This window comes from Clostridium sp. AM43-3BH (genome assembly GCF_003479985.1).
Lineage (GTDB): Bacteria > Bacillota > Clostridia > Lachnospirales > Lachnospiraceae > Otoolea > Otoolea fessa.
Window position 1 is genome coordinate 254,673 of record NZ_QUIH01000002.1, and the last position, 17,777, is coordinate 272,449.

Below are 17,777 nucleotides of genomic sequence, written 5' to 3' on the forward strand. Positions count from 1 at the left end.
GCGGTATGACGGCACTACACTTTGAAAATTAAATACGGAGGTACTATGGAGCATATCAGATACAAGAAAGAAACCGAAGTCGTGACTTTTCAGAGAAAGGAAATCACGCTGGAAAATCTCTCCCCGGTGTTCACGCCGGAGCAGGAAGCGGCAAAACGCCGGGAGCTGGAACAGCAGCTTTATGAGGTGTTCCGCAAGTATGCCGACAAACGGCAGAGTGAGGAAGCCGGGGCATAAGGTTTTCCAAAGCCATCGTTGATTTGCGGGGCTGCTGACGGTATAATAAAGGTGTCAGCAGCTCCGTTTCTTTTTTAAGAAAAGGAGCGACAATATGAATAATCGAATAGACGCAATCTATGCAAGACAATCGGTAGACAAAAAGGACAGCATTTCCATTGAAAGCCAAATTGAATTTTGCAAATACGAGTTGAAAGGCGGTAACTGCAAGGAATACACAGACAAATGGTACAGCGGCAAGAATACAGACCGTCCGAAGTTTCAAGAACTGGTGCGGGACATCAAGCGGGGCTTAATTGCAAAGGTCGTGGTTTACAAGCTCGACCGTATCAGCCGTTCCATTCTGGACTTTGCCAACATGATGGAGCTGTTCCAGCAGTACAATGTAGAGTTTGTGTTCTCTACGGAAAAGTTTGATACCTCCACCCCGATGGGGCGGGCGATGTTAAATATCTGTATCGTGTTCGCCCAGCTTGAGAGGGAAACCATACAGAAGCGAGTAACGGACGCTTACTATTCCCGCAGCCAGCGAGGTTTCAAGATGGGTGGGAAAGCCCCTTACGGCTTCCATACAGAGCCGATTAAGATGGACGGTATCAATACAAAAAAGCTGGTGGTAAATCCAGACGAAGCGGCAAATATCCGGCTGATGTTTGAGATGTATGCTCAGCCCACAACCTCCTACGGGGACATTACCCGGTACTTTGCCGAACAGGGGATTTTGTTCCATGGCAAAGATCTGATACGCCCCACGCTGGCGCAGATGTTACGCAATCCTGTCTATGTGCAGGCAGACCTTGATGTGTATGAGTTTTTCAAAAGTCAAGGGACGGTCATTGTCAATGACGCTGCCGATTTTACTGGCATGAACGGCTGCTATCTGTATCAAGGGCGGGATGTGAAGCCCAGCAAAAAGAACGACTTGAAAGACCAAATGCTGGTACTGGCTCCCCATGAGGGCATTGTCCCCTCTTACATCTGGCTGACCTGCCGCAAGAAGCTGATGAACAACATGAAAATCCAGTCTGCCCGGAAAGCCACCCATACATGGCTGGCGGGAAAAATCAAGTGCGGGAACTGAGGGTATGCCCTTATGAGTATCTTCAATTCCTCCGGCAAGCAATACCTTCGCTGTACGAAACGGCTGGACAATAAAAGCTGTGCCGGGTGCGGGAAAATCATCACTTCGGAGCTGGAAGCGGTTGTTTATCAGCAGATGGTAAAGAAACTGGCAAGCTACAAGACTCTGACAGGCAGAAAGAAAGCGGCAAAGGCAAACCAGAAAATTGCAGCACTGCAAGTGGAGCTTGCCCATGTGGACAGCGAGATTGAAAAGCTGGTGGACAGTCTGACGGGTGCAACCCCCGTCAGATACCTACCCTGTGTAGTCCCTTGTAAACTGTACTTTATGGCTTTTATAAGTTAATCATTCTAGTAGTATGTTTGATGTCCATAGGAGAATCCTTATGCCTGTCCATGGCACTGAGAATTTGAACACTTATTTTAATATGTAGCCTTGAAAAACGGCACCAGTGCAATCGCTTTCGCACAGTCATGGGAATAGCCGCCGCCCAGGCTCTGCATCCGAGTTTCTATTTTTTCAGCTATGGGATATACTCCAGTATTTTATCTGGTTAAAAATCCGAGTTATTTTTAAATATGGCACTATAAGCAATTTCCTATCAGTATTTTGTGAAATTTTAAACTATTTTTTAGCCAGTAGAATGTATTTGATAAAATCATCTACTGTTGCCCCCACGCCCGGATAGCGCTTCATCGACAAAAGGATTGCACGCTTTGCCAGCGGATCGCCAATCTTGTAATAACAGAGTTTTTCCGTTTTCTCTGTGTATTTCAGCAGTGCATCCCTAAAAAAGATGATACCGGACTGTCCGCTCCGCGCCACATTATAGGCAGTCTGAAGCTGATCAAAATACATAATCACCTTCGGCTCGAAACCAGCGTGGGCGCAGATATCCATACTCCTTTTATAAGAATCCTGATTCTTTTTCAGCATCAGAAATGGTTCTTTCGAGACTTTGGAAAGGTCCACCGCACGCACCGCTTCATCCAGAAAACTCCGCTCCAGGATTGATTCCCTGGAGATCTGAAACTCTTTCAGCTTCTCATTCACAGCAAAGGAAGCAGGAACCGCCATAATCATATACTCATACCCCAGCGTCACACTCTCAAACATCTCCGGGTCGAGTGCCTCGACATCCATCGTGATATCAAACTGCCCGGTTCTAAGCCCAGCATCCATCCCTGAAATATCCGTCTCCGTCACGTTGATCCGGCACTTTGGATTCAGTCTGCAATAGCCCCGGATCACCTCCGGAAGAAAATACGCACAGAAATATCCGGAGCTTCCGATGTTAATCACACCGGAACGGATACCCGCCAGCTCTGCAAAATGCTGCTCCATCTCATTGCTGAGCTCGTATATCTTCCGCGTTTTTTCCAGATAATACTGCCCCGCCGGGGTCAGTGCCACCGGGTTCACATTCCGGTCAAAAAGCGAGATCCCATATAACTCTTTCTCAATCTTTTTAATCGCACCGCTGAGGGCTGGCTGGGAAATATAGAGTTTCTGGGCTGCTTTTGAAAAACTTCCTTCCTTCGCAATTTCCATCACGTATTCATACTCTCGCTTACTGAACATACTCCCATCCCTCCATTGTATCTTTACGTACTACTTTATCTTTTGTCCGGTTATATGTTTAAGCCACTCTCCGAAAAAAAGTAAAAATATTTTTTATGCCATTATAACGAGTTCTTTTTATCACGTCAATTCTGTAATGTATACTATTTTTACACAATTTTCAGTCTCTAAACAACAATCCGAGCATTTTTCACTCTTGCTTTATGAGGCGTTCTTTCCTATAAAACAACGAAAAAGACGCTATGCTGAAGCCTCATTACTTCGTACACAGCGTCTTTTTATCCAGAATTTTATTAAAATCTAAAATTTGAATTATTCAGCCTGCTCAGACTCTTTCTTTGCGTTCAGGTACTCCTGGATGTTTGCCATAACCTCGTCTGCGTTCAGACCGTGTACCATGCAAGCCTCCTCCAGAGACTCACCGATCGAAGACGGACAGCCAACACAGTGCATGCCTGCCTCCATCAGAACATATGCAATACCCATATCATACTGAAGCATCTCGCCCATCGTGGTTGCTTTTGTGATTTCCATGATAAATTTTCCTTTCTATTCATACTTGCAGTCTCTTACGCAGCTTTGCGGTTTTCACCGCCGCTGCAAAAACACCGCGATTATTCTTATGCTTTCTTATATTAACACGAATCGCGCGGTTTTACTATCTTTTTTTGTGAAACATAGAAAATGTTACGATTCACTGGAAAAATTTTTCTGAGCTGAAAATTTTGTACAATCCGGCAGCAGCATTACTCTTCTCTTGCATCCTCTTCTTATTTCTCTTATAATTACCATGATTGTTCTATGTTTTCCTGTATTGAGAATACGATAGTCACTGGCTCCGTTTTTCTGCCTGTGTCGGAAAACATTTTGATTTTTATACATTAAGGAGTTTTATAAAATGGATCCCTTTTCCATGTTAGAATTACTATTATCCGAAAACCAGTTCGAACTTATTCTCCCGGAAACCGGCACTTCTGCTCCCGACACGATCCGCCTAGTTTACCTGATGAATGATGCAGTCGAAAGTTTCCTCCTCTTCCACAACGCCCGCCTGACCGGTACCTACGATCCGGCATACGAGGGCGAACTCGATGCCCTCTTAACCCAGGATGAAAACGAACGCTATGCCCTGATCGTCCATCAGGGAGACTCGGTTGTCACACTCTTTTTCGAAGATCTGACTCTCGAAAATCACTACTATGACTACAGTCAGCTCGGGCACTTCTGGATGAAAGGCTACGAATACCTCCGCCAGCTCGAATACCGCATCGCCATCCTGCGCGACAAACTCGACTATCTGGGGGAAAACTCCTGCAACGCAAACGAGCGGGAGCTTGCCTCCCTCGCGGAATTTCCCCCACTGAACGTCTGCTGCTACCCGGCGGTCCCGAAAAAATACCGCGTCATCCGTGAAAATCCCTGGCATCTCTCCGAAGACGCTTCGCGCGTCTTCCAATCCATCGCCGTCGAAGCCAGTGATCCAAAACTGCTACATCGCCTGAAAGACTATGAGCAGCACCCCACCAAGCGCCGCGCCCGTCAGATTGCCCGCCTCCTGCACCGGAACGCCCATGCCAAGACAGTCGATCTCCTGACCCGGAAGCTTCAAAAAGCCTCTTCCGCCTACCCGTCCCGCACCTTCGGAAAAGCCCAGCAGACCCGTCACCTGGCTCTCGAACTTTTTGCCAAAAAAAGACAGAAAGAGCTTGAAAAGCGCGGCATCCGCTCCGAACTGCTGCGTGAAGAACCCTTTACGACAGCGCAGGATTCGATTGAATTTAAGATGCATTTAATGATATGGGAGAAAGGGATTTTGAACCGTAAGGCGCGGATTGAGACTTGGGAAGATCAATAACATAATCTATTGCAACAGATCCTGCCGGTTGCAGTACTCTGTATGCAGCAGCTTATGTGACAGCTCCCCACACGGTTCTCCCAGATACGTCTCATAAATTTTCTGGATCGCCGGGTTCTTGTGCGACTGTCTGACCGGAAGCTCTGCCTCTGCCTCATAGATGGCTTTCTTCCGCTTCTCCATGATCGACCATGTCTTAGGCGGATTTCCACCGCCGCCGATGCAGCCGCCCGGACATGCCATGATCTCGATAAACTGATAATCGGCGGTTCCGTTTTTTACCTTTTCCAGCAAAACTTTCGCATTTTTAATGCCATGTGCCACCGCTACCTTGATGACTCTGCCGTTCAAATCAACCTGTGATTCCTTGATTCCCTCGAAACCGCGGACCGGTGTATAGTCTAGATGTTCCATCTCTTTGCCGGTTACCACCGCATAAACGGTGCGGAGTGCCGCCTCCATGACGCCGCCAGTCGCACCGAAAATAAGTCCCGCGCCGCTTCCTTCGCCAAATGGATCGTCAAACGGCGTATCCGGAAGCTCAGAAAAATCGATTCCACCGGCACGGATCAGCGCTGCCAGTTCCTGTACCGTGATGGAAATATCCACATCCTGATAGCCGCTGTCCCTCATTTCCGGACGGGTACACTCAAATTTCTTTGCCGTACACGGCATAACGGAAACACTGCAGATCTCACCCGGATCGATGCCCTCGCGCTTCGCAAACCAGGTCTTGATCAGCGCACCGAACATCTGCTGCGGGGATTTTGCCGTCGATAAATGCTTCGTGTACTCCGGCGCGTAAGTCTCACAATATTTAACCCACGCCGGACAGCAGGAGGTGATCATCGGCAGAGTTCCGCCATTCTGCAGGCGGTTTAACAGTTCCGTTCCCTCCTCCAGGATCGTCAGATCCGCGGAAAAATCAGAATCAAATACCTTGTAAAAGCCCAGGCGCTTAAGTGCCGACACCAGACGTCCCGTGCTGACAACACCCGGCTGCTCACCCAGTGCCTCCGCCAGCGTAATGCGGACGGACGGAGCCACCTGGATAATCAGTTTTTTGCCTAATTCTTTCTGGCGATATAACCCGTAGGTATGATAATGCACCGTCAATGCTCCGGTCGGACACACCTGCACGCACTGGCCGCAGTTAATACAATTGGTATCAGCCAGTTTTTCCCCATAGGCCGGGGCAATCAGCGTATGGAATCCACGGTTTTCCTTCGAAAGGACGTTGATTCCCTGAATCTCATTGCAGACCTCCATACAACGCCCGCACAGAATACATTTCTGCGGATTCCGCATGATGGCCGGAGAACTCCAGTCCTCCTTCTGATGGCGGAGCTGCTTGTCATAGCGGATATCGAGGTGCATTCCGACATCCTGCGCTACCTTCTGCAGATCGCATTTTCCGTCCTTCGGACATACGAGGCATTCCTGCGGATGTCTCGCAAAAATCAGTTCCAGAATATTTCTTCTCGCTTTCAGTACCTTCGGGGATGCCGTCTGCACGACCATTCCCTCCGAAACAGGTGTACTGCACGCGGTCGGAAGAAGTCTCTGTCCTTCTACCTCAACCACACAGATACGGCAGACCGCCTTGATGCTCAAATCCTCATGATAGCAGAGAGTCGGAATGTGGATACAGGCTTTCTTCGCCGCCTGGAGGATCGTCGTTCCTTCCTCCACCTCTACCGGCTGTCCGTCGATTGTCAGATGTACCATCATGCTTCTCTTCCCCCTCTCCGTTTAAACTGTCCCGCATAGGATGTTCCCCGGCTGCGGTGTCTTGCATACGCGTCATACGAATCATATATGACATCACGTTCACCGACTGCTGCATGCTGTCTTCCCATCCGGCTGTTTCCATCGTTTCTATAATCTTCTTCTGCTTCATAAATTCCTTCCGCCACGGCTGCCTGAGCGCAGACCGGGCAGTAATCGCGGTCGATGTGCGCCAGATATTCCTTACGGAAGTTCTGGATACTCGTCTGCACCGGAACTGCGGTCGAATGTCCCAGACCACACAGGGCAGTCAGGCGCATCGTCTCCGTCAGCTCATCGATTTTTTCCAGATCCGGCAGAGTCGCCAGCCCCCGGCTGATGCGGGTAACCAGATTGTAAAGCTGCTGGCCGCCCTCGCGGCACGGTGTACATTTTCCGCATGACTCGCCGCGGAAGAAGTCCAAATTGTTTCGCACAATATCTACAATACAGTTGCTGTCGTCGATGACCAGAATCGTACCGCAGCCAAGACGTCCGCCGGATGCCGAAACTGTATCAATATCCAGTGTCATATCGATCTGATCGGCATTGATGATCGCACCGGAGGTACCACCGGTCTGCACGCCCAGAAGCCCTTTTCCATCCGCGATGCCGCCGCACACTTCATAAATGATATCTTTGAGGTTCACGCCCATCGGAAATTCAAATACGCCCCTGCGGACTACATTTCCACAGACCGTAAAAAGCTTTGTGCCAGGGCTGTTTGCCGTGCCGATGCTGCGGTACCACTCCGCTCCGTTTAAGAGGATCGGTGCAATATTCGCCAGCGTCTCTACGTTATTTAACATGGTCGGTTTTCCAAAGAGTCCGTGAATGCTCGGAAACGGCGGACGGAAACGTGGCTCGCCTCGTTTTCCCTCAATGGACTCAAACAATGCCGTCTCCTCGCCGCAGACGTAAGCACCCGCACCAGAGCGGAACTTGATTTCAAAGTCAAAACCGCTCTCCATCATATTTTTTCCTAAAAATCCGCGTTTTTCCGCATCCTCCAGCGCATCTTTTAATACCGGGAACAAATATGTATACTCGGCTCTCAGATAGATATATCCGGTATGGGCGCCGACTGCTTTTCCAGCAATCGCCATGCCCTCGAAGACCGCACACGGGTCGGTCGAGAGAAGAATCCGGTCTTTATTCGTTCCCGGCTCTCCCTCATCGGCGTTACAGACGATGTATCTCGTTGGGTCAGATGCGTGGGCGGTAAACTCCATCTTTCGGTAGGTCGGGAATCCCGCACCGCCGCGTCCACGAAGTCCGGAGGCGCGGATCACATCGATAATCGCTTCACTGTCCATCGAAAGTGCTTTTTTCAGCGCTTCAAATCCGCCGCGGTCCGCATACTCCTGTGAACTTCTCGGATTAATCTTGCCGCGGTTTTTCAGCAATACGTGCATTTCCTCCATACTATTCCACATCCTCCCGTATATATTGTTTGATAATATCCCGCACCGATTCCGGCGTCAGGTTGCCGTACACGTGCTCATTGATCATGATCGCCGGGGATATTTCACACAGTCCCAGGCAGGGACAGTATTCCAGGGTGAACCTTCCGTCCTCGGTCGTCTCCCCGATGCTGATGCCGAGCTGATCCTCCAGCGCCTGAACGACCGCCTGCGCCCCATGTACGTGGCACGGCGCGCTCTTGCACATCCGGACAATGTAGCGCCCCCTCGGTTTTACCGACAGCATCGCATAAAAGGTGATGAAACTGTACACCTTGTTCATCGGAATATCCATCTCCCTGGCGATGACTGACGCCACCTCCTTGGAAAATGCCGACACAACCTTCTGCGCCCGGATGATCACTGTCATCAGCATATCCGGTCTGCCCTTGTATTCCGCCGCAATCGCAGACACCTGTACCAGCTTTGAAGCCGGTGTCTTATATACATAACTGTCCCTGTCCATCCTGCTCCCTCACTTTCAGTTTGTATTTTTACAAACTTATTTTTTGTTTGACTAACTGTCTGTTTGATTTTTTCTCGATTATAGGGATGCACTGACAAATTGTCAAGAAAAACTTACAGTTTGGTTTGTTAATTGACAAACAGTTTGTCTGAGAGTATGATGAAAGAAACAGGTTTGCTCTCATTTCCCGTTATCTTGTACCTGAATTTTTGATTTTTAAACAAAAAAGGAGAACATTCTCTTATTTATGTTCCCTATCTACTAACTTTTTTCTATAGAAACAGGATTGACGCAGCAAAATGAACGCGATAAAATTTTTTTCAGGAACTTTGACAAAAGAAAGACAATCCCTGTGCATTTCATTTTCCGAATTATTTTAAGCCGCAAAATTTTGCGATACACACTCGGGGCACAGAGCACCCCAAAGGAGGTATTCATGGAAATTTCCAACTACATGGACTTTCAGTTTCTCATCCGTTTTCTCGAAGGACTTCAAAAGTTTCTCGGAGATAACTGTGAGATCATCGTCCACGATTACCGCAAAGGCTACGATCACACGATCGTCTACGCATTCAACTCACAGCTAAGCGGGCGCGACGTCGGCGGTTCCCCGCGCGGCGGCATGATCACACAGCTCGGCAATGATATCGAGCCGCTCAAGCATTCGATCATTTCCCTCGATACCAGCCAGAAAGACCGGCTTTTTAAGTCCTGCACAACGCTCATCGAGGACGAACATCACAAAATTATCGGATCTGTCTGCTTAAATATGGATGTTCGCGATCTCTATCTGGCACAGAGCGCCCTGCAAAATCTGATCGGACGCCCAGGCACCATCGGCATATCGGCAGCTGTGGGCGCACAGATCGACGGCATGTCTGGCTGCACACCATCCGGAATGGCTTCTGATGGCACCTTTTCAGGAACTGGCAGCACGGACGGCACGAATGGCGCAAATCAGGCAGCCATGTCTGACCGCGACTTTATTCTCAAAAAGAATGTCGATGATATTTTACAGCACTATATTTATCAGGCAGAGTCCATGATCGGAAAACCGATGATGCTGATGAACAAGGAGGAAAAAATTCGTGCACTCGACTATCTTGACCAGAAAGGCGTCTTCAAGATCACAAAAACCAGCCTGCTCCTGTGCGACGCGATGCAGATTTCCAAGTATACACTGTATAATTATCTGGAAGAAGCGCGGATTTCACGAAAGAGTGAAACGAATGAATAAGAATCATAAACTAATTCTTTCAACCTCTGTTTGCTTAACCTTTGATTCATTTTAAAATATAAAAGACCTGAAGAGCAGCCATTTACCGCACCTTTCAGGTCTTTTTATATTCATTTACCATATTTACATTATTTTCTCAATTTTTCTAGTATTCTTTCTATTATTGTTGCTTCTTACCTATTCTTTTTATCCTATAAACAGACACCACGCCGGAATCGTAATCATCGAAATCAGCGTCGTGAGCACTACCGTTTTCGCTGCAAACGGTGCATCGCTGTCATAGCGCGCCGCAAAGATCGCTGCAGTTGCACCGGCTGGCATTCCCGTCATGATGACTGCCACACCTGCTGCCACCGAATCCAATCCGGCCGCCAGGCTGATTCCATATGCCAGAAGCGGAAGAAGGAACAGACGGAGCACACTGAATTTGAGGGCCGTCGGATTAATAATCTCACGCAGTTTCACATCGGTCAGAATCGTACCGATAATAAACATCGTCAGCGCCGAGTTACAGTTTCCAATGTAGGTAACCGTCGATTTCAGCACGCCCGGAAGCTGCAGCTGTGTTGCCATCAGGAACATACCGATGTAGACACCGACCAGACACGGGTGCGTCAGGACATTTTTCAATACCTTTTTCCGGTCAGAACCGCCTCCAACAAAATAGGATGTACCCGCCGACCACATGACAACGCGCATCGGAATCAGAAAAATGGATGCGTAGAGAAGTCCCATACTTCCATATACGCCTTCCGCAACCGGATTTCCGAGGAATCCGCCGTTGGAAACGATCGTACAGTATTGAAGCACCTTCCGGTGCTGCTCTGAATATTCCTTAAACAGCACTTTGTTGAGGGCCACACAGACAAGCTGCAAGACAAATCCAACCGCCAACAGCAACCCGCACGTTTTAAAAATCGAAGCATCAAATGAAATCAGGCACGATTTCACAATATTGCAGGGAATCACGATATTCACGCAGAGATCCGTCAGACATTTTTCGCCTTCCTTGCTGATGATCCCGCGCCGTTTCAGTACCGCACCCGCCAGTATCATCAGGAATAAGGAACCCTGTAGGTTGCAAAGTTCGAGTAAATTCATATGGCTCTTCCTCCTTTTCCTACGACCTTCTTATGAGACGAACCAAAAAACTCCAGATCGGCAGTATGTACAGATACGACGCCACCACCACACTCGCAATCGGAGCACCGACGGCTGCCAGAGGAACGGCTCCGGCGATCGACCACGGAACCAGCGGTGCCAGCACAACCGCCGTATTTTCCAGATCGATTGCAAATCGTTTATTATCTGGATTTCCTTCCTTGCAGAGCTGATGGGTCAGCATGATCGAAAGCGTCTGGTTACAAGCGATCATGGAAGCAACTGCCGCCACCGCAAAGGTCGCACCAAACGGAGTAATTTTCCGGCTCAACGCCTCTATTTTCCCCTGAATCGGCTTCAAGAGCCCAGTTCCCTCGAAAATTCCTGCATAACAGGAGGACAGGCTCACAATCGCAGCCACCTTAATCATTGATTTCAGGCCGCCGCCGTTCATCATAGCATTGAGCGCCGGATCGCTTGCCTGATAACCGGTCAGGCACATCTGTAAAATTTCTTCGATTGTCCGCCCCTGCAGCACCACGCTCAGAAACGCCGCCAACACAATGCTGATCAGCATCGTTTTCTTGACCTCCACCCGGAACACAGACAGCACCAGGATAATCGCCGCTGGGATCACCGCGCTCCAATGAAGTACAAAACGATTGGAAAACAGCCCTTCCACATCCATCCGTCCGTTTCCGGCACTCATGGAACGTCCCACTATATAATAGAGAATACATGTAGCCACAAATGGCACCAGCGATGTCTTTACCATTTCGCGGATATTTTCATAAATATCCGTCTTCGTCAGCACACAGACAAGATTCGCGCTGGACGATACCGGTGAACAGCGGTCGCCAAAATAGATGCCAGAAAGAATCGCGCCGCCGATCCAGAACGGGTCAAGCTCCATCGCACGTCCCATCGCCATACAGATAACACCCATCGTCGCGCCGGTTCCAAAGGAGGTTCCGGTCAGGATCGACACCATACAGTTAAGAAGGAACGCGATCACAAGAAATGCCGACGGCGACACCAGCTTCGACGACCAGCACACGATCACGGCGATCGTGCCGGACGCCCGCCACAGCGCTGTGATAAAGCCAATAAGTCCGAAAATCATCAGGATATTGCGGACGGTTTTAACGCCGGAAAGCGACATTTTTCCGAGTTCCGCAAGGCTGTGATTCCGAATCAAACCGTACACACAGAAGATCAGATAGCCGCCCGCCAGCGCCCAGAGCACCGATACGCCGGTAAACACGCAGCCTGCCAGCGCCGCGATAAATGCAAGTAATACAATTCCTTCTAACATAGCTTCACACTCTTTTCCCTACCAACCAGTTATTTTTCGCAGTAATTTTTTATTTTTTGATGTTTTTAGTATATTCCTGTTCTAACTCAATGTCCATCTGTTAATTTATGTATTAAATACAGTTTATTTTTGTATCCTTTAATTTAAGCTATTTCTGCCCTTCTGCCAACTCGGGTCTTCTTTCAGTTTCCCAAAAAATGTGTCCCCAGTGTTTTATAAACATCTTGGTTTTCTTCTACTTTCATCTTCCTCCTCATATACTTTTCTGACATACCCTCCCCGGAGATCTGCCATGCGAAGATTTCATCCTTTGATTACCGGAACCCTGCTCCTGACGGCAGTCGGATTTTTCTGCCGGATTCTCGGCTTTTTCTACCGCATCTTTCTCTCCCGGACGATCGGCGCCGAAGGTCTGGGTTTATATCAGATGATTTTTCCCATACATGGCATCGCATTTGCTCTCTGCGCCGGTCCAATCCAGACTTCACTCTCCCGCCTGACCGCCGCCTCCCCGGAAAAGGGACGCGCCTTTTTGCGGGTCAGCCTCGCACTCTCACTATCGATCGCCCTGCCGCTGACCTCTTTGATCTACACCTTCGCCGATTTTCTCGCCGCGCGCGTCCTTCTTGCGCCCGAATGTGCGCCGCTTCTGCCCGCACTCGCCCTCTCCATCCCCTTCTGTGCGATTCATGCCTGCTGCTGCGGGTATTATTACGGGCTCAAAAAAACGGCAGTCCCGGCATTTTCACAGGTGGTCGAGCAGTGCATCCGCATTTTCTCCGTCCTGCTGATCGTCCATGTCTGCCGCACGAACAGGATTCCTATCACGGTGCTGCTGGCTGTCTGGGGGCTGTTGATCGGGGAAGCGGCATCGGCGGTGTTCTGTCTGCTGGTTTATGGATGCTCGAAGCCTGCTGCCACACTGCCAAATGCAAACACACCTATTACTCCCCTGCTCCTCCCCCTCCTCAGCATGGCACTCCCCCTCATGGCAAACCGCCTCACACTCAGCTTTCTCCAGAGTCTCGAAGCCATCTTTGTACCGAACCAGCTTCTCCTCTCCGGGCTCTCGCGGGTTGAATCGGTCAGTATTTACGGAGTTCTCACAGGCATGGCACTCCCCTTTGTCCTCTTTCCATCCGCCATTACCAACTCCCTCGCCGTCGTCCTGCTCCCGGCAGTCTCGGAGGCGCAGGCGCAGAATCAGCCGGACAAAATCGAACGCACCATCTCCATGGCACTCCGCTACAGCCTGTACATGGGAATTCTCTGCGTCGGGCTCTTCACCCGCTTCGGTCCAGCACTGGGCGAAACCTTTTACCACAACGCCGATGCCGGACGTTTCATCCAGATTTTATCCTGGCTCTGCCCGTTTCTCTACCTCTCCACTACCATGGGAAGTATTTTAAACGGGCTTGGGAAAACGGGAACCGTCTTCGTCCACCATACGATTTCCATGCTTCTCACCCTGTCGCTCGTCCTTTTCGCCATCCCGCGATGGGGAATTTTCGCCTATCTGGCGGCGCTTCTCATCAGCGAACTGGTGCTCGCCTTTCTCCACATCCACGCCCTCGCCTGCGAAGTCCCGATCCGCCTGCCAGTCAGCCAGGGCATTGTAAAACCGGCATTCTGCCTGCTGGTTTCGATTGGGATGTTAGAAGTTATTCCAAACGCGTCTTACCTGCCTCACCTGTTTCCGCCTGTCCTCATCCAGTCCGGTATCCTTTGCCTGCTGTATATAGGAGGACTGCTTCTCTTACATACAGGTACAGTCAAACAATAAATTATATGCTATTTTGCTATATCCCTTAAATGCAATATGTTTAGGTATTTTCTGGCAATTTACATTTTTTTATTTTATACTTATTACATTCAGGGGGATTTACAAAGGGGGAACTTTTTTGAAATACGATATCAATTTTCGGCATTTAGAATATTTTATCAAGGTAGCGCGCCTCGGATCCATCAATAAAGCCGCCCAGGCGCTCTATATTTCCCAGCCGTATCTTGGGAAAATCATGCACGATCTGGAAGAAAATCTCGGCGCCAGGCTCTTTAACCGCAGCCGCTCAGGCGTAACATTAACGCCTGAAGGAATGGAATTTCTGACACATTCCGAAAAAATCATTGACGAAATGGAACAGCTCTGGTTTCAGAAAAAGAAGGAACAAATCAAAATTTCTGATCCGCTGGCTGTCTCCATGACACGTTTTTCTCATATCATGGAAAGTTTCAGTGAAATCGTCCTGCGCCACCGCGATCAGCCATCCTTCTCCCATCGACTGTATGAAGGCAATTCAGACGAAGTCATCGAGGATGTGGTATCCGGGCGTGTCGATGTAGGCGTGTTTCATTTTGACAGCCGCAAACGGCGTGAAATGGATGCCCTGCTCGAATCAAAAGGGCTGGAGTACCATTTTCTTGCCAACATCGAACCACACATTATCATTTCCCGCAAACATCCGCTTCTGCTGCAACAGAAACCGGTCAACCTGCACACACTGGCAGAGTACGGCTTTCTCTGGTATCTTGGACAATGCGATGATTATATTTACCAGCTTCTCTCCGAAGGGGATCAGGATGCAGAAAAAATGCGCTCGAAAATCACCTATCTTTCCAGCCGCGCCACCCTGATGTACATGATCTCGATCAGTGACTGCTACAGCATCGGCATCCACGATTTCGCCAAACAAGAAGCCTCCTACCACTCCACTTCTATTCCGATTCCAAACTGTGGTTTTATGCTGGAGTTTGGATATGCAATGCGGAAAGACACGCCAATGACGGCGATCGTACAAGAATTTATTTATGACTTAAAGAAAAAACTTCTCTAAAAAAACACCATCAAAGCTGCCGGACATTCACAGCCATCCCCGGCAGTTTTTTTGATCCTTTTCAGCACCTCTTCCCCGTTCATCATAAATATTTATTCATATCTGACATATATATCCCGTTATACCTTTTTATCATATCCCTTAAAGCTGACACGCATTATACAAACTGCCTTCCCCATGCTACCATACTATCAGAAAGCAACACCGAATAAAAAACAGGAGGCGTTTAAGTATGAGAGATGTACTTGAACAAGCCGTTGCACTGGGAAAAACACATACCCATGAGGGTGCAGTTGCCACATACATACCAGAGCTTGGAAAGGTAGATGGCAGTCAGCTCGGAGTCAGTGTTTTTTGCCGGAACGGCAAACGGATTTCCGTCGGGGATACGAAAGTCCGTTTCAGCATTCAGAGTATCTCCAAAATCATTACTCTGGCAGTCGCATTGGAAATCTGCGGCTTCGACCAGGTCTTTAAAAAAGTAGGCATGGAGCCGACCGGCGATCCATTTAACTCGCTGATGAAACTGGAAAATACGGACAGTTCCCCCTACAACCCGATGATCAATGCAGGCGCTATCGTAGTGGCAAGCTGCCTTGCTTCCGAAATCAGTTTCGATACCATGCTTGATACCATCCGGGCTCTCTGCATGGATCCGGACATCAACCTCGACAAAAAGGTTTATCACTCGGAAATGTCTCATATTTCCCGCAACCGGGCAATCGCCTATCTGCTGGAGAGCAAGGGGTACATCGAAAAGAATAAAGATGTGGAAAACAGCCTGCATTTTTATGTCAAAATGTGCTCTCTCAGCGTGACGGCAGAAAGCCTCGCCGGACTGGGACTGATTCTCGCCAACGATGGCATTCATCCAGACACGGGAAAACGGCTTTTAAGCAGCCAGGCAGTTAAAATCGTCAAAACACTCATGTTTACCTGCGGTATGTACGATGGTTCCGGCGAATTTGCCGTCCGGGTCGGCATCCCATCCAAAAGCGGCGTCGGCGGCGGTATCTTATCAGTGGTAGACGGCGAGATGGGAATCGGCATCTTCGGACCGGCGTTAGATAAAAAGGGGAACAGCGTCGCTGGAGAATGCGTGCTTGAATATATGTCACATGAACTGCATCTCCATATGTTTGATCCGCAGCGGCACACTTTATAGCAAAAACAATATGTAAATTGTATGAGAGGGGTATTTTAAAATGGCAGATTTATACGCAAAGATAATCGGCACAGCAAGCAACTATCTTTACAGCTACGTGTTAATCATCCTGCTGGTAGGCGGCGGCATCTATTTTACCATCCGCACCAAAGGGGTACAGCTTCGTTACTTACTTGAATCCATCCGGGTTATTCTGGAGCCATCCGACAAGGAAGATGAGTCTATTTCCGCCTTTCAGGCATTGATGGTTTCCACTGCTTCGCGCGTCGGCACCGGAAATATCGCCGGCATTTCTACCGCCATCTGTTTCGGCGGTCCGGGCGCTATCTTCTGGATGTGGATGACCGCGATCCTCGGAAGTGCAACCGCATTTGTAGAAAGTACGCTGGCACAGATCTACAAACGCCGTGCCGAAGACGGAAGTTGCTACGGCGGTCCTTCCTACTATATTGAAGCCGTTCTGAAAAAAAGATGGCTGGGTGTTCTCTATGCTATTTTCATGATTTTGACTTACATGGTTGGATTTAACCTCGTTGCATCCTTCAATGTGGCAGATTCTTTTAAAGTATACAGTTTCTACAATCCAAGCCTGACTCCGATTCTCATCGGTATCATCCAGGCTGTTATCTTCGGCATCTGCATCAGCGGCGGCGGCAAACAGATCGCTAAAATCACAGGAATTCTTGTTCCGGTAATGGGCGGACTTTACATTGCAGCTGCCCTGCTGATGATTATTCTCCACGGAAACATGATTCCGGGTATGTTCGCAAGCATTTTTGAAGGGGCTTTTGATATTCAGGCTATCTTCGGCGGCTTCATGGGATCCGTTGTGATGCTCGGCATCAAGAGAGGCTTGTTCTCCAATGAGGCAGGTGTCGGTGCTTCCGCTACCGCAGCCGGTTCCGCGGGTGTCAGCCACCCGGTCAAACAGGGTCTTGTTCAGGTATTATCCGTATTTATCGATACTGTTGTCATCTGCTCTGCAACCGCATTTTTACTGCTCTGCTCCGGCGTTGCACCGAGTGCAGACATGGCTGGCATGGCATATGTGCAGGCAGCTATGAATAACGTATTCGGCACCGCAGGTGTTGTATTTATCACAGTTGCCCTGATTTTATTTGCCTTTACCACGCTACTCGGAAACTACTATTTTGCTGAAACCGGCATGGCTTATCTCTGCGGCAAAACTCCAGTCAAGGGCATCCGGATTACCCAGAGAGTGATCGCTATCGTGATTGTCCTCATCGGTTCTGTGGCAAGTCTCGGCATCGTGTGGGATACCGCCGATGTTCTGATGGGACTGATGGCAGTCATCAACGTACCAATTATCTTCCTGATTGCCAAGCCGGCGCTCCGCTGCCTGGAAGACTACCGGGCACAGAAACAGGCTGGGAAGAATCCGGTCTTTAAAGCAGCTGATATTGAGTTGAAAGAAGAAACCGATTTCTGGAATTAATAAAAACAAAAATCCGCATAAACAGGGCTGTCAGAATCTTTCCCACACATGGTTTCAACCACACTGTGCAAAATTCCGACAGCCCTGCCTGTATTTTTTCATATCTGTATTATATCTATCTTTTTACCGTTTTATTAATCTGCAGCCTTATTTGCGGTTCTTCCAAATCAAAAACATTCCAGCTGCCAGCAGCACCACTCCGACGGCGGCTCCCACCAT

14 protein-coding genes and 1 pseudogene are annotated in these 17,777 nt (G+C 48.9%); 8 read left to right on the forward strand and 7 right to left on the reverse strand.

The genetic code is table 11. The features are described from left to right. Positions 1-45: 45 nt before the first annotated feature. Both DW931_RS04590 and DW931_RS04595 read left to right on the forward strand, forming a co-directional pair. Positions 46-237, forward strand: coding sequence for a hypothetical protein (locus DW931_RS04590; RefSeq protein WP_118467024.1), 192 nt, complete (start codon positions 46-48; stop codon positions 235-237). A 94-nt stretch (positions 238-331) separates the two neighbouring features. Further along, a pseudogene (locus DW931_RS04595) lies at positions 332-1,597 on the forward strand (recombinase family protein); the annotation flags it as partial. A gap of 345 nt (positions 1,598-1,942) precedes the next feature. On the opposite strand, the gene DW931_RS04600 reads toward DW931_RS04595, so the two are convergent. Together DW931_RS04600 and DW931_RS04605 are read right to left on the reverse strand one after the other, a co-directional pair. After that, positions 1,943-2,899: a LysR family transcriptional regulator gene (locus DW931_RS04600; protein ID WP_117795998.1), complete on the reverse strand. Its 957-nt coding sequence runs from the start codon at positions 2,897-2,899 to the stop codon at positions 1,943-1,945. A 312-nt stretch (positions 2,900-3,211) separates the two neighbouring features. Then, positions 3,212-3,433 carry a DUF1858 domain-containing protein gene (locus DW931_RS04605; RefSeq protein ID WP_107001272.1) on the reverse strand — a complete coding sequence of 74 codons (222 nt, stop codon included), beginning with the start codon at positions 3,431-3,433 and terminating at the stop codon, positions 3,212-3,214. Between the two features lie 364 nt (positions 3,434-3,797). Between DW931_RS04605 and DW931_RS04610 the strand changes: the two genes are divergently transcribed. Next, a complete protein-coding gene (locus DW931_RS04610; RefSeq protein WP_118467022.1) occupies positions 3,798-4,754 on the forward strand; it encodes a DUF3878 family protein in 957 nt (318 codons plus the stop codon). 6 nt (positions 4,755-4,760) lie between these two features. Here DW931_RS04610 and DW931_RS04615 read toward each other — a convergent pair whose 3' ends face one another. Genes DW931_RS04615 through DW931_RS04625 form a run of 3 tightly spaced genes read right to left on the reverse strand, consistent with a single transcriptional unit; the run spans position 4,761 to position 8,450 of the window. Further along, positions 4,761-6,485 carry an NADH-dependent [FeFe] hydrogenase, group A6 gene (locus DW931_RS04615; protein WP_347559424.1) on the reverse strand — a complete coding sequence of 575 codons (1,725 nt, stop codon included), beginning with the start codon at positions 6,483-6,485 and terminating at the stop codon, positions 4,761-4,763. Continuing rightward, entirely contained in the window at positions 6,482-7,945 is a 1,464-nt protein-coding gene (nuoF, locus tag DW931_RS04620; protein WP_182430019.1) for an NADH-quinone oxidoreductase subunit NuoF, read from the reverse strand. Before nuoF ends, DW931_RS04615 begins: the two co-directional genes overlap by 4 nt. Position 7,946: 1 nt before the next feature. Next, positions 7,947-8,450: an NAD(P)H-dependent oxidoreductase subunit E gene (locus tag DW931_RS04625; protein ID WP_118481989.1), complete on the reverse strand. Its 504-nt coding sequence runs from the start codon at positions 8,448-8,450 to the stop codon at positions 7,947-7,949. A 436-nt stretch (positions 8,451-8,886) separates the two neighbouring features. Between DW931_RS04625 and DW931_RS04630 the strand changes: the two genes are divergently transcribed. Beyond that, positions 8,887-9,687: a helix-turn-helix transcriptional regulator gene (locus DW931_RS04630; RefSeq protein ID WP_118481988.1), complete on the forward strand. Its 801-nt coding sequence runs from the start codon at positions 8,887-8,889 to the stop codon at positions 9,685-9,687. A gap of 186 nt (positions 9,688-9,873) precedes the next feature. Here DW931_RS04630 and DW931_RS04635 read toward each other — a convergent pair whose 3' ends face one another. Together DW931_RS04635 and DW931_RS04640 are read right to left on the reverse strand one after the other, a co-directional pair. Next, complete coding sequence (locus DW931_RS04635; RefSeq protein ID WP_107001277.1) at positions 9,874-10,788, reverse strand: AEC family transporter; 915 nt, start codon at positions 10,786-10,788, stop codon at positions 9,874-9,876. A 19-nt stretch (positions 10,789-10,807) separates the two neighbouring features. Further along, positions 10,808-12,103: a Na+/H+ antiporter NhaC family protein gene (locus DW931_RS04640; protein WP_118626912.1), complete on the reverse strand. Its 1,296-nt coding sequence runs from the start codon at positions 12,101-12,103 to the stop codon at positions 10,808-10,810. Between the two features lie 292 nt (positions 12,104-12,395). Between DW931_RS04640 and DW931_RS04645 the strand changes: the two genes are divergently transcribed. The 4 genes from DW931_RS04645 to DW931_RS04660 all read left to right on the forward strand — a co-directional run bounded on the left by DW931_RS04645 (position 12,396) and on the right by DW931_RS04660 (position 17,558). Beyond that, positions 12,396-13,886, forward strand: a complete 1,491-nt coding sequence (locus tag DW931_RS04645; RefSeq protein WP_118481987.1) for a polysaccharide biosynthesis protein — start codon at positions 12,396-12,398, stop codon at positions 13,884-13,886. A 118-nt stretch (positions 13,887-14,004) separates the two neighbouring features. Continuing rightward, a complete protein-coding gene (locus tag DW931_RS04650; protein ID WP_118481986.1) occupies positions 14,005-14,937 on the forward strand; it encodes a LysR family transcriptional regulator in 933 nt (310 codons plus the stop codon). Between the two features lie 232 nt (positions 14,938-15,169). Then, entirely contained in the window at positions 15,170-16,102 is a 933-nt protein-coding gene (glsA, locus tag DW931_RS04655) for a glutaminase A (RefSeq protein ID WP_107001281.1), read from the forward strand. 40 nt (positions 16,103-16,142) lie between these two features. Beyond that, positions 16,143-17,558 carry an alanine/glycine:cation symporter family protein gene (locus DW931_RS04660; RefSeq protein WP_118481985.1) on the forward strand — a complete coding sequence of 472 codons (1,416 nt, stop codon included), beginning with the start codon at positions 16,143-16,145 and terminating at the stop codon, positions 17,556-17,558. Positions 17,559-17,777: the final 219 nt, after the last annotated feature.

Excerpts from the sequence above, each read along its gene's own strand:
- DW931_RS04600 (WP_117795998.1), bottom strand. The coding sequence starts at position 2,899 with ATGTTCAGTAAGCGAGAGTATGAATACGTGATGGAAATTGCGAAGGAA.
- DW931_RS04615 (WP_347559424.1), bottom strand. The coding sequence starts at position 6,485 with ATGATGGTACATCTGACAATCGACGGACAGCCGGTAGAGGTGGAGGAA.
- DW931_RS04610 (WP_118467022.1), top strand. The coding sequence starts at position 3,798 with ATGGATCCCTTTTCCATGTTAGAATTACTATTATCCGAAAACCAGTTC.
- DW931_RS04645 (WP_118481987.1), top strand. The coding sequence starts at position 12,396 with ATGCGAAGATTTCATCCTTTGATTACCGGAACCCTGCTCCTGACGGCA.
- nuoF (WP_182430019.1), bottom strand. The coding sequence starts at position 7,945 with ATGGAGGAAATGCACGTATTGCTGAAAAACCGCGGCAAGATTAATCCG.
- DW931_RS04605 (WP_107001272.1), bottom strand. The coding sequence starts at position 3,433 with ATGGAAATCACAAAAGCAACCACGATGGGCGAGATGCTTCAGTATGAT.
- DW931_RS04640 (WP_118626912.1), bottom strand. The coding sequence starts at position 12,103 with ATGTTAGAAGGAATTGTATTACTTGCATTTATCGCGGCGCTGGCAGGC.
- glsA (WP_107001281.1), top strand. The coding sequence starts at position 15,170 with ATGAGAGATGTACTTGAACAAGCCGTTGCACTGGGAAAAACACATACC.
- DW931_RS04625 (WP_118481989.1), bottom strand. The coding sequence starts at position 8,450 with ATGGACAGGGACAGTTATGTATATAAGACACCGGCTTCAAAGCTGGTA.
- DW931_RS04660 (WP_118481985.1), top strand. The coding sequence starts at position 16,143 with ATGGCAGATTTATACGCAAAGATAATCGGCACAGCAAGCAACTATCTT.
- DW931_RS04635 (WP_107001277.1), bottom strand. The coding sequence starts at position 10,788 with ATGAATTTACTCGAACTTTGCAACCTACAGGGTTCCTTATTCCTGATG.
- DW931_RS04590 (WP_118467024.1), top strand. The coding sequence starts at position 46 with ATGGAGCATATCAGATACAAGAAAGAAACCGAAGTCGTGACTTTTCAG.
- DW931_RS04630 (WP_118481988.1), top strand. The coding sequence starts at position 8,887 with ATGGAAATTTCCAACTACATGGACTTTCAGTTTCTCATCCGTTTTCTC.